Here is an 11,787-nt window from a genome sequence, read left to right as displayed (position 1 = left end):
CGCCCCGAACACGCGGAAGGCCCCCGCGAACGGGGGCCTTCTCATCGAGTGGTCAGACGCGCGGCGGCTCGTCCGACGGCGGCTCGGGCGCGGCCGGAGGGGCTGCGGGTGGCTCGGATGCCGGCGGCTGGGCCGCGGGCGCGGAGGTCGGCGGAGCCGGAGGCGCGGCCGGCGGAGCGCCCGCACCCGGGGCAGGAGGCTGATAGCCACCGGGCGGCTGGTAGCCGGGAGGCGGGTACGCGCCCGCGCCCGGCGAGGTGACGGGGTTCGGCGGATAGCCACCGGCCGGTGTCTGCACCGGCACACCCTGCCACTGCGTGTTGTCGGCGAGGAAGCTGTTCGCCCACGGAGCCGCCGGGATGGCGGTGTTCCAGCGCGACGAGTCGAACGCGTTGATGCCGTACCAGACGATGCTCAGGAAGAAGTACAGGATGAGCCAGACGGCTTCCTTCTGGAGCTTCAGGCCCACACGCCACGCCGCGAGCAGCGTGTAGAGGAAGACCGCGACGCCGATGAGCCACCCGAGCACGGGAACCCACCCGAGCACGATGGCACCGCCCCACAGCACGAGCAGCCACCACGGGTTCAGGTCACCGAGTTTGACGAAGATGAGGGTGTTGTAGACCGGCACCCACGCGCGCCACCTCCCCTGCACCCCGGCCTTGTCGAAGATCTTCATCAGGAACCAGGCGAAGATGACGTACGCGATGACGGCGAAGATCAAACCGAAGACCACGAGAGCGGCGTAGGCGGCTACGGCAGCGCCATCGTAGGGGAAATCATCCATGGAATCCTCCGGGTGATGGATGTTCGAGGCACGATCGCGGCACGGCGCGCCGCGGTCCACATGCTAGCGGCGCCCTGTCGCAGTGACCACCGCTTCCCGGCGTGTCTCCGCACGCCACGCGGGCGGCCCTTGCCTCCCTGGGCAGGCCCGCGGATAGGGTGAGCGCAAAGGGCACCCCGCCCCGAACCTCACACGAAGGGATCGCCGATGAGCGACGCCACGCCCCCGACTCCCCCGCCCCTTCCGCCGCAGCCCGCCGGCGAGGCGGCCGCCGCCGCGGCTTCGCCGAAGCGCCCCGCGTACGACCCGGCGACCGACCCCGACAACACCGGGGTCTCGCAGTCGGCGCTGAGCGGAGACGTCACGGAGGTCGGCCGAGGCTTCTTCCGCGCGCTGTTCGACTTCTCGTTCCGCACGTTCATCACGCGGCGCCTCGCGAGCGTCTTCTATCTCGCCGGTCTGATCGTGATCGTCATCGGCGCCGTGCTGTACCTCGTGACCGGAATCCTCAACGGCGTGGCCGCGCTGTGGTTCAACCCCGGAGCGGGCATCACCCTCATCATCGCGACGATCATCCTCGTCCCGCTCATCGCATTCCTCGCGATCGTCGCACTGCGTCTGGTCATCGAGGCCGTCGTCGCACTCATCGCGATCGCCGAGAACACGGAGCGCACCGCAGACCACACTCGACGCTGAGGCATCCGGCGCACCGCGTCACGCGACCAGGTCGAGCCCGTCCTCACCTCGATCGACGACGCGGATGCCGACGCCGGCGGCCCACCGCACGAATCCGGCCCGCGAGCCGATGCGCGGACGCTCGTCGGCCAACCGACGAACGAGGGCGCCCTTCGCGTGCTTGTTGAAGTGGTTGAGGGCGCGCACCGCGCCGTCGTCGGTCTCCGTCACGACTCGCACATACGCCGACGGCACCCCGGCGGGAACGGGTCCGAGCGCGACATACGCCTCGGACCGCAGGTCGAGCACGAACGACGGCGCCGCGTCGGCGATGGCGGCGGTCACGGCATCCGCCCACACCCGCCGCAGCGGCGGAAGACCCGGCAGCGACGAGGCCGCGCCGAGCCGATACGCGGGAATCGCATCGAGCGCGCCGACCGGACCGAACGGCGCCGAGTGGATCATGACGTGCCGACCCAGCCAGCGCCGGCCGGCCGGATCGACGGATGCCGCACCCAGCGCGTCGTACAGGACGCCGGTGTAGCGGTCGATGGCCGCCATCGTCGGCGCTTCGCGCAGCGCCGCGTTGACGGCGACCTCGCCGAGCTGCGTGCGACCGAGCTTGAGCACTCGCGCCGCTTCCTGCTCGTCCGCCGAGAGCGCGACGAGTGCATCCACGACGGAGTCACGCACGGGGGCCAACGCCGGCAGCGTGAGAGACGCCGCGTCGAACGGCGCGCCGGCGCCGCCCGGGCGCTTCGTCTCGGAGGGCGGAAGCAGGATCAGCATGATGTGGCGCGGACTCCAGGCAGAGGAACGCCCCAGCGCTCCGAGGAGGCTGGGGCGTTCCGACGAGGTTTGTCAGGCGACGAGGGCTGCGTTCCCCGCGACGATCGTCACGACATCGCTCTCGATCGACAGGAACCCGTCCTGTGCGTTCGCGACGACCTTCGTGCCGTCCGTCTGCGTGATGCGCACCTGGCCCTCGGCGAGGATCGCGAGCACAGGCTCGTGACCCGCCATGAAGCCGATCTCGCCCAGCACGGTCTTGGCGACGACGAGCGACGCCTCCCCCGACCAGACCTCGGCGTCCGCGGACACCAGGCTCACGTTGAGAGCCATGTCAGCCGTTCTCCTTCTGGATGCGGGCCCACGCCTCTTCGACGTCGGAGATGCCGCCGACGTTGAAGAAGGCCTGCTCGGCGACGTGGTCGAACTCGCCCTTCACGATCGCGTCGAACGACTCGATCGTCTCCTTGATCGGAACCGTCGAACCCTCGACACCCGTGAACTTCTTCGCCATGTAGGTGTTCTGCGAGAGGAACTGCTGGATGCGGCGCGCGCGGGCGACGACGACCTTGTCCTCTTCGGAGAGCTCGTCGACACCGAGGATCGCGATGATCTCCTGCAGTTCCTTGTTCTTCTGGAGGATCTGCTTCACGGCGGTGGCCACGCGGTAGTGGTCCTCACCGATGTAGCGCGGGTCGAGGATGCGGCTCGTCGAGGCGAGCGGGTCGACCGCGGGGTACAGGCCCTTCGACGCGATCTCACGCGAGAGCTCGGTCGTCGCGTCGAGGTGGGCGAACGTGGTCGCCGGCGCCGGGTCGGTGTAGTCGTCGGCGGGGACGTAGATCGCCTGGAGCGACGTGATCGAGTGGCCGCGCGTCGAGGTGATGCGCTCCTGCAGGATGCCCATCTCATCGGCGAGGTTCGGCTGGTAGCCCACCGCGGAGGGCATGCGGCCGAGCAGCGTCGACACCTCGGAGCCCGCCTGTGTGAAGCGGAAGATGTTGTCGATGAACAGGAGCACGTCCTGCTTCTGGACGTCGCGGAAGTACTCCGCCATCGTCAGGGCCGACAGCGCGACGCGAAGACGCGTCCCCGGCGGCTCGTCCATCTGGCCGAACACGAGGGCGGTCTTGTCGAAGACGCCCGCCTCCTCCATCTCGTGGATGAGGTCGTTGCCCTCACGCGTGCGCTCGCCGACACCGGCGAACACCGACACACCACCGTGGTCCTGCGCGACGCGCTGGATCATCTCCTGGATGAGGACGGTCTTGCCGACGCCCGCACCGCCGAAGAGGCCGATCTTGCCGCCCTGCACGTACGGCGTGAGCAGGTCGATGACCTTGATGCCCGTCTCGAACATCTGGGTCTTCGACTCGAGCTGGTCGAACGACGGCGGACGACGGTGGATGGGCCACCGCTCGGTGACCTCGATGGTCTCGCCCGGCTCGGCGTTCAGCACGTCGCCGGTCACGTTGAACACGTGGCCCTTGGTGACGTCGCCGACGGGAACCGTGATCGGCCCGCCCGTGTCGCGCACCTCCTGGCCGCGGACCATGCCGTCGGTCGGCTTGAGCGAGATGGCGCGCACGAGGTCGTCGCCGAGGTGCTGCGCGACCTCGAGCGTGATCTCGGTCGACTCCTGGCCGACGGTGATCGTCGTCTTGAGCGCGTTGTAGATGTCGGGGATCGCGTCGTGCGGGAACTCGATGTCGACGACGGGACCGGTGATGCGCGCGACGCGGCCGACACCGAAGGACTCGGTCTGCGCTTCCGTCTTCTCAGCGGTGAGGCTCATGGCTTCTTCTCTTTCGTATGGTCTTACTTGCCCGACGCCAGGGCGTCGGCGCCGCCGACGATCTCGGCGATCTGCTGCGTGATCTCGGCCTGGCGTGCGTTGTTGCGCAGGCGGGTGTAGTCGGTGATGAGCTTGTCGGCGTTGTCGCTGGCCGACTTCATCGCCTTCTGCGTCGCGGCGTGCTTGGCCGCCGACGACTGCAGGAGGGCGTTGAAGACACGGCTCTGGATGTACACCGGCAGGAGCGCGTCGAGCACCACCTCGGCATCCGGCTCGAATTCGTAGAGCGGATACACGACGGCCGTCGACGACTCCTCGGCCTCGACGACCTCGAGCGGCAGCAGGCGGACGGTCTCGGGCGACTGGGTCATCATGCTGACGAACCGGTTGTAGACGAGGTGGATCTCGTCCACGCCGCCGTCCTGGCCGCCGCGGTCGTACGCGTCGAGCAGTGTCGCCGCGATCTCCTCGGCCGTGTGGAAGTGCGGCGTGTCCGTGTCACCCGTCCACTCGGCCGCGGCCTCCATGCGACGGAACTGGAAGTAGCCGACCGCCTTGCGACCAACGAGGTAGAACACCGGCTCGCGGCCTTCCTGGCGCAGCAGCTCGGCCAGCTCGAGACCCTCGCGGAGGATCTGCGAGTTGAACGCGCCGGCGAGCCCGCGGTCCGAGGCGAAGATCACCACGGCCGAACGGCGGATGACCTCGCGCTCGGTCGTCAGCGGGTGCTCGACGTTCGAGTGGGTCGCGACGGCGGACACGGCTCGCGTCACGGCGCGCGCGAAGGGGGTCGACGCGCGCACGCGCGCCATCGCCTTCTGGATGCGCGAAGCCGCGATGAGCTCCATCGCCTTCGTGATCTTCTTGGTCGTCTGAGCAGAGTTGATCTTCTGCTTGTAGACCCGCAGTTGTGCGCCCATGGTCCCTTACCGGTGCCGGCTCAGTGGCGGCCCTTGACGATCTTCTCCTGGTTCACGTCTTCGGGGGCCGCCGCGGCGACCTCCTCGTGACCCGGGCGATCGATCGCCTGGCCCTTGCCCGCGCGGAACTCGAGGATGAAGTCGTCCGTCACCTTCTCGAGCTCGGCCACGGTGTCGTCATCGAGCACGTTCGTCTCACGCAGACGGTCGAGGATCGTCGTGTTGCGACGCAGGTAGTCGAGGAGCTCGCGCTCGAACGCGAGCACGTCCTCGACCTCGATCGAGTCGAGCTTGCCGTTGGTGCCTGCCCAGATCGAGACGACCTGCTCCTCCACCGGGTACGGCGAGTACTGCGGCTGCTTGAGCAGCTCCGTCAGGCGCGCACCACGGGCGAGCTGACGACGCGACGCGGCGTCGAGGTCACTCGCGAACATCGCGAACGCCTCGAGCGAGCGGTATTGAGCCAGCTCGAGCTTCAGCGTGCCCGACACCTTCTTGATCGACTTCACCTGGGCGTCACCGCCGACGCGCGACACCGAGATGCCGACGTCGACCGCGGGACGCTGGTTCGCGTTGAACAGGTCGGACTGGAGGAAGATCTGACCGTCGGTGATCGAGATGACGTTCGTCGGGATGTACGCCGACACGTCGTTCGCCTTCGTCTCGATGATCGGCAGACCCGTCATCGAGCCCGCGCCCATCTCGTCCGACAGCTTCGCGCAGCGCTCGAGGAGACGCGAGTGAAGGTAGAAGACGTCGCCCGGGTAGGCCTCGCGCCCCGGCGGGCGGCGGAGGAGCAGCGACACGGCACGGTAGGCCTCGGCCTGCTTCGACAGGTCGTCGAAGATGATCAGGACGTGCTTGCCGCCGTACATCCAGTGCTGGCCGATGGCCGAGCCGGTGTAGGGGGCGAGGTACTTGAAGCCGGCGGGGTCGGATGCCGGGGCCGCGACGATCGTCGTGTACTCCATGGCGCCCGCGTCCTCGAGCGCGCCCTTCACGGCCGCGATCGTGGAGCCCTTCTGTCCGATGGCGACGTAGATGCAGCGGACCTGCTTGTTGACGTCGCCCGACTCCCAGTTGGCCTTCTGGTTGATGATCGTGTCGATCGCGATCGCGGTCTTGCCCGTCTGGCGGTCGCCGATGATGAGCTGGCGCTGGCCGCGGCCGATCGGGATCATGGCGTCGATCGCCTTGATGCCGGTCTGGAGCGGCTCGTGCACGCTCTTGCGCTGCATGACGCCCGGCGCCTGGAGCTCGAGGGCACGGCGGCCCTCGGTCTTGATCTCGCCGAGACCGTCGATGGGGTTGCCGAGCGGGTCGACCACGCGGCCGAGGTAGCCGTCGCCCACCGCGACCGAGAGGACCTCTCCGGTGCGCGTGACGCTCTGGCCCGCCTCGATGCCGGAGAACTCGCCGAGGATGACGACGCCGATCTCGTGCTCGTCGAGGTTGAGCGCGAGGCCCTCGGTGCCGTCCTCGAAGCGGACGAGCTCGTTCGCCATGACCCCCGGCAGGCCCTCGACGTGGGCGATGCCGTCGGCGGCGTCGATGACGGTGCCGACCTCGGTCGCGACGGCCCCGGTGGGCTCGTAAGCGGCGACGAAGTCCTTCAGCGCGTCACGGATGACGTCGGGGCTGATAGAGAGATCTGCCATTGTTTTCCTTCGTTCATGGGGCCGCGGCCCCGAAGTCTCCGCCCGGGACGGGCGGGAAGTCTGCTAGCCGGCCAGCCTCTGGCGCAGGTCGGCGAGGCGGGACGACACGCTCGCGTCGATCACGTCATCCGCGATCTCCACTCGCAGACCGCCGACGACCGACGGGTCGACGACGGTGTTCACCGACACCTTCTTGCCGTAGCGCTTGGACAGCGCTGCGGCGAGCCGGTCGGCCTGTGCCGCGCCGAGCGGTGCGGCCGCATAGACCGTCGCGACGGTGCGGTCGCGCTCGTCGGCGACGATCTTCATCGCACGGGCGAGCACCTGGCGCACGCGACGCTCGCGCGGGCGCTGGATGACGGATGCGGCGATGAGCGTCGTGGCTCCGCTCGCGCGTCCTCCGAGCAGCCGCTCCACGAGGGCGCCCTTCGCCTCGGCGTCGCCCAGACGGCTGCCGAGCGCGAGTTCGAGCTCCGCGTTCTCGGCGACCGTGCGCGAGAAGCGGAACAGCTCCCCCTCGACGTCGGCGCCGGGGTCGGACTTGGCCGCTGCGCGGATCGCGAGCTCCTCGATGCCGTCGACGAGATCGCTCGCCGTCGACCAGCGCTGCTCGACCGCGGTCTTCAGCACGGAGACCGTCGCGGGCGACAGGCGCGAGCCGAAGACGTCGTCGACGACCTTCGTCCGCGCCGCCGGCTCCGCGGCGGAGTCGGCGAGCGCACCGCTCAGCTGCGGCGTGTCGCCCACGGCGCGCGCCGCGGCGAACAGCTCGCGGGCCACGTCGAGGTCGACACCCGACACGGCGTCGAGCGCCGCCGTCGTCGCCGCGAGGGCCTGAGTGGTCGCACTGCCCATTACGCCCTCTGTCCTTGAGCCGCGGCCTCGGACGCCTCGAGCTCGGAGAGGAAGCGGTCGACGACCGCCTTGGCCTTCGCGTCGTCGGAGAGCGTCTCGCCGATCACGCCGCCGGCGAGGTCGAGCGCGAGCGAGCCGACGTCGCTGCGCAGCGACACGAGGGCCGCCTGGCGCTCCGCCTCGATCTGCGCGTGCGCGGACGCGGTCAGGCGCGCAGCCTCGGCGGACGCCGTCTCCTTCGCCTCGGCGATGATCTTGCGACCGTCCTCACGGGCGGCGTCGCGGATCTCACCGGCCTCCTTGCGCGCCTCGGCGAGCTGGGCGGTGTACTCCTCGAGCGCGGCCTCGGCACGGCGCTGGGCCTCGTCTGCCTTCGCGATGTTGCCCTCGATCGCGGCGCTGCGCTCGTCGAGCAGCTTCTTCATCCTCGGGAGGGCGACCCTCCAGAAGAGGAAGAGGATGATGACGAAGCACACCAGCGACCAGATGATGTCGTACCACGCGGGAATGAGAGGGTTGTGCTCGGGAGCACCCTCTTCCGCGGCGTACGCGACAAGAGCGTTCAGCATCCTGTCTCCTTAGGTCGAGTCGCGATCAGAATCCGAAGATGAAGCCGGTCGCGATGCCGATGAAGGCCAGCGCCTCGGTGAAGGCGATACCGATCCACATGAGCACCTGCAGGCGGCCGGCGAGCTCGGGCTGGCGCGCCACGCCCTCGATCGTCTTGCCGACGACGATGCCCACGCCGATGGCCGGGCCGATCGCCGCGAGGCCGTAGCCGACGGTCGCGATGGAACCCTGAACCTCGGCGAGAACCGTAGTTGCGTCCACGGGGGTGTTTCCTTTCGGTTATGGGCGGCTTTGGGCCGACCCGCTCAGTGCTCTTCCGCGACCGCGAGCTGGATGTAGACCGCGGTGAGGAGAGCGAAGACGTACGCCTGGAGGACGGCCACCAGGATTTCGAACAGAGTGAAGACGAAGCCGAATGCGAGGCTGCCCGCCGCGAGCGCCGACCACCAGCCTCCGAGGTCGAAGAGGAAGAACTGCGTCGCCGCGAAGAACAGCACCAGCAGCAGGTGGCCGACCATCATGTTCATGAGCAGTCGGAGCGTCAGCGTCACGGGCCGCACGATGAAGGTCGAGATGAGCTCGATCGGCGTGACGATGAAGTAGATCGGCCACGGCACGCCCGACGGGAACAGCGAGTTCTTGACGAAGTTCTTGGGGCTCTTCTTGATGCCCGCGTAGATGAACGTCACGTAGCTGATGACGGCGAGCGTGAGCGGCACCGCGATGATCGCCGTGCCGGCGATGTTCATGAACGGGATGATGCCCGTGATGTTCATGAACAGGATCATGAAGAAGATCGTCGTCAGCAGCGGCAGGAAGCGATCGCCGTCCTTGCGGCCGAGCAGGTCGTGCGCGATGTTGATGCGCACGAAGTCGAGTCCCATCTCGACAAGGCTCTGGAACCGGCCGGGCACGACCTTCATGCGGCGCGTCCCGAGCCAGAAGATCAGCACGAGCGCGATCGTCGCGATGAACTGGATGACGTGGATCCGGTTGATCGTGAGCGGCGCGCCGAACAGGACGATGTCGGGGAAGGTGATCAGCGCGTCCGGGAAGAATTCTTCGATCGAGGGACCGTGGAACCCGCCCCCGTCCTCAGCGGCGGTGTGGGCGATGAGAGTCGCAATGTGAGTAGACAGCGCTGGCTCCAGCTTCGGGGCACCGGAGAAGATCCGGTGCGACGATTGGGTTGGTGAGCGTCACTCCGCAGGCGCTCAGAAGGCGAGCAAGCGGGCGCCAGATCAGCCTATCAAACTCACAGGCGCGCTGATTACGCGCCCCTCCCCTCCGCGTCCGCGTCGGATTCCGATGAACGGGATGAACCGGATGCGCGGGGTGCCGCATCCGGCTCTTCCACGGTCGTCGGCAGTGTCGTGTCGCTCACGTGCGGGATGCGCATGCGCGTGAGCACGACCACGTCGACCACGAGCGACGCGAGCACGCTCACGACGACCGCGACGAAGAAGACCATCGGCTCGATCCACGGCTGTCCGCGCAGCACGATGAGCGCGACGATGAACAGCACGAGCTTGAGGATCCACCCGCCCAGGACGATCCCGAAGAAGATCGGCACGTACAGCGGGTCGCCGTACCAGCAGTTCGCGATGAGGATGCTCGCGGCGGTGATGCCGAGGAAGAGCGCCGCGAGGAGCACGCCGAGCAGCGCGCTCCACAGACCCGTCGTGCCGGCGACGAGGAAGCCGACGACGGCGGCGACGACCAGGAGCGCGCCGGTGACGACGGCCGACCAGATCAGGACGGTGCGCAGGACGGGCGTGCTCGAGACGGGGCTGGAACTCATCGGGCGTCCTCCAGGACAGGCTGGCGCGCAGGCACGCGCCGGCGCGAGGGAAGGAAGGTGATCACGAGGCACGCGGCGACGCCGACGACTCCGAACGCGACGCCGAACAGGTAGCCGCCCGCCCAGTCGTCCTGCGTTCCGATGTACATGAGGAGCACCGCGAGTCCGACGATCGCGGTCCACGCGTAGAAGATGAGCGTCGCGTCGCGGTCGGAGTGGCCCATGTCGAGCATCCGGTGGTGCAGGTGCTTTCGATCGGGTGAGAAGGGCGACTTGCCCTTGCTCATGCGCCGCACGACGGCAAGGCCGAAATCGAGCAGCGGCAGCAGGACGACGACAACCGGCAGCAGGATCGGGATGAACGCACCGAGCAGCTGCGAGCGGCCGAATTCGTCGGGGTTGAGCAGCGACGGCTCGAGCTGGCCCGTGATCGCGATCGCCGAGCACGCCATGAGCAGGCCGAGCATGAGCGCGCCGGAGTCGCCCATGAACAGCTTCGCCGGGCTCCAGTTCATCGGCAGGAACCCGATGCACGCGCCGATGAGCACCGCTGCGATGAACGAGGCGAGGTTGAAGTACGTGCTCGCGCCCGTGTCGCGCACGAGCATGTAGGAGTACGCGAAGAAGACGCTGTTCGCGATGAGGCACACGCCCGCGACGAGCCCGTCGAGGCCGTCGATGAAGTTCACCGCGTTCATGACGACGACGATCGACAGCACCGTGAGGATGAAGCTCTGCCACGGCGACACGATCACGAGCCCGCCGATCGGGATCGACAGGATCTGCAGCTTGCCGAACCACGCGATGATGCCCGCAGCGAGGAACTGCACGCCGAGCTTGATCATCCAGTCGAGATCCCACAGGTCGTCTGCGACACCGACCGCGACGATCAGCAGCGTCGCGACGAGGATCGCGTAGACGGGTTCGGGGCGCTCCCAGAAGATCGCGAAGTACGGATGCTGCGACGACACCGCGAACGCCGCCACGACGCCGATGAACATCGCGACGCCCCCGAGCCTCGGGGTGGGAGTCTTGTGCACGTCGCGCTCGCGGATGCCCGGATAGAGCTTGTACTTCAAGCTGAGCCGCCACACGGTCCACGCCATCGCCAGCGTGACGGCGGCGGTGAAGATGACGATGAAGACGTACTGCTTCACTCGGTGCCGCCGCGGGGCTGTCCGGTCGAGGAGGCGTCGGCCCCCTCCGGGGTCGAGTCGTCCTGCTGGGTCGAGTCGTCCTCCTGAGCCGAGTCGTCTTCGAGCAGGTCGCCGAGCACGGCGCGCAGGTCGTCGCGCGTGACGGCGCCTTCGCGCAGCACGCGCACGCGGGCCTCGCCCTCGCCGCCGGCGCCCACGAGCGACGTCGCGTCGATGATGGTGGAGGCGATGCCGGTCGTCGACGGTCCGTCGTCGAGGTACGCGGCGACGCTGTCACCGAGCATCCGCTCCGCGTCGTCCGCCGAGATCGCGGCGGCCAGCCCCGTGCGGTTGGCGCTCGACACGGCGAGGGGGCCGGTCTCTTCGAGCAGCTCGAGCGCGATGCGGTTGGCGGGCATGCGCACGGCGACCGTGCCGTGCGTGTCGCCCAGGTCCCACGAGAGGGACGGCTGCGAGCGCAGCACGATCGTCAGCCCGCCGGGCCAGAACGCGTCGACGAGACGCTCCACCGGCTCGGGGACCTCGGCCGCCAACGCGCGCAGCGTGCGGATGCCCGGCACGAGCACGGGCGGCGGCGACTGGCGGCCGCGGCCCTTCGCGTCGAGCAGGCGCTGCACGGCGGCAGCGTTGAAGGCGTCGGCGGCGACGCCGTACACCGTGTCGGTGGGCATCACGATGAGCTCGCCGCGGCCGATCGCCTGACGCGCGTGGCGCATCCCGGCGAGCAGCTGCGCCTCATCGCGGCAGTCGTAGAGGGGGGAGGACATGTCCAGCCCAGTC

General features: G+C 68.6%; 14 protein-coding genes. 1 reads left to right on the top strand and 13 read right to left on the bottom strand.

Translation table 11 applies throughout. From position 1 onward, the window contains the following. Positions 1–52: 52 nt before the first annotated feature. Positions 53–787, bottom strand: a complete 735-nt coding sequence (locus VNR19_RS07250) for a large exoprotein (protein WP_325725326.1) — start codon at positions 785–787, stop codon at positions 53–55. Positions 788–994: 207 nt separating this feature from the next. Here VNR19_RS07250 and VNR19_RS07245 point away from each other — a divergent pair, with 207 nt between their 5' ends. After that, positions 995–1,483, top strand: a complete 489-nt coding sequence (locus tag VNR19_RS07245) for a DUF4282 domain-containing protein (RefSeq protein ID WP_325725324.1) — start codon at positions 995–997, stop codon at positions 1,481–1,483. Positions 1,484–1,501: 18 nt separating this feature from the next. Here VNR19_RS07245 and VNR19_RS07240 read toward each other — a convergent pair whose 3' ends face one another. The 12 genes from VNR19_RS07240 to VNR19_RS07185 all read right to left on the bottom strand — a co-directional run bounded on the left by VNR19_RS07240 (position 1,502) and on the right by VNR19_RS07185 (position 11,774). Further along, on the bottom strand, positions 1,502–2,251 hold the full coding sequence (locus VNR19_RS07240) for a YaaA family protein (RefSeq protein WP_325725322.1): 750 nt from the start codon (positions 2,249–2,251) through the stop codon (positions 1,502–1,504). Positions 2,252–2,323: 72 nt separating this feature from the next. Continuing rightward, complete coding sequence (locus VNR19_RS07235) at positions 2,324–2,584, bottom strand: F0F1 ATP synthase subunit epsilon (protein WP_325725319.1); 261 nt, start codon at positions 2,582–2,584, stop codon at positions 2,324–2,326. Position 2,585: 1 nt separating this feature from the next. After that, complete coding sequence (atpD, locus tag VNR19_RS07230) at positions 2,586–4,046, bottom strand: F0F1 ATP synthase subunit beta (protein WP_325725317.1); 1,461 nt, start codon at positions 4,044–4,046, stop codon at positions 2,586–2,588. A gap of 23 nt (positions 4,047–4,069) precedes the next feature. Then, positions 4,070–4,966 (bottom strand): F0F1 ATP synthase subunit gamma, encoded by an 897-nt coding sequence (locus tag VNR19_RS07225; protein WP_325725315.1) that lies wholly within the window; start codon positions 4,964–4,966, stop codon positions 4,070–4,072. 20 nt (positions 4,967–4,986) lie between these two features. After that, positions 4,987–6,624 (bottom strand): F0F1 ATP synthase subunit alpha, encoded by a 1,638-nt coding sequence (atpA, locus tag VNR19_RS07220; RefSeq protein WP_325725313.1) that lies wholly within the window; start codon positions 6,622–6,624, stop codon positions 4,987–4,989. 63 nt (positions 6,625–6,687) lie between these two features. Then, positions 6,688–7,479, bottom strand: coding sequence for a F0F1 ATP synthase subunit delta (locus tag VNR19_RS07215; RefSeq protein ID WP_325725311.1), 792 nt, complete (start codon positions 7,477–7,479; stop codon positions 6,688–6,690). Then, positions 7,479–8,048 (bottom strand): F0F1 ATP synthase subunit B, encoded by a 570-nt coding sequence (locus tag VNR19_RS07210; RefSeq protein WP_325725309.1) that lies wholly within the window; start codon positions 8,046–8,048, stop codon positions 7,479–7,481. The genes VNR19_RS07215 and VNR19_RS07210 overlap by 1 nt, the downstream gene beginning before the upstream one ends. A gap of 25 nt (positions 8,049–8,073) precedes the next feature. Beyond that, positions 8,074–8,310, bottom strand: coding sequence for an ATP synthase F0 subunit C (gene atpE / locus VNR19_RS07205; RefSeq protein ID WP_179491144.1), 237 nt, complete (start codon positions 8,308–8,310; stop codon positions 8,074–8,076). A gap of 44 nt (positions 8,311–8,354) precedes the next feature. Next, the gene (gene atpB, locus VNR19_RS07200; RefSeq protein WP_414684128.1) at positions 8,355–9,164 is read right to left on the bottom strand and encodes a F0F1 ATP synthase subunit A; all 810 of its coding nucleotides are present in this window, start codon (positions 9,162–9,164) and stop codon (positions 8,355–8,357) included. 155 nt (positions 9,165–9,319) lie between these two features. Then, positions 9,320–9,850: a Cg1360 family ATP-synthase-associated protein gene (locus tag VNR19_RS07195; protein ID WP_325725306.1), complete on the bottom strand. Its 531-nt coding sequence runs from the start codon at positions 9,848–9,850 to the stop codon at positions 9,320–9,322. Next, a complete protein-coding gene (locus VNR19_RS07190; protein ID WP_325725304.1) occupies positions 9,847–11,007 on the bottom strand; it encodes an MraY family glycosyltransferase in 1,161 nt (386 codons plus the stop codon). Before VNR19_RS07190 ends, VNR19_RS07195 begins: the two co-directional genes overlap by 4 nt. Further along, entirely contained in the window at positions 11,004–11,774 is a 771-nt protein-coding gene (locus VNR19_RS07185) for an L-threonylcarbamoyladenylate synthase (RefSeq protein WP_325725302.1), read from the bottom strand. The genes VNR19_RS07190 and VNR19_RS07185 overlap by 4 nt, the downstream gene beginning before the upstream one ends. Between the last annotated feature and the right edge of the window lie 13 nt (positions 11,775–11,787).

It is taken from the genome of Microbacterium sp., from assembly GCF_035556355.1.
Classification (GTDB): Bacteria; Actinomycetota; Actinomycetes; order Actinomycetales; family Microbacteriaceae; genus Microbacterium.
This window is presented reverse-complemented; position numbering and strand designations above follow the sequence as displayed.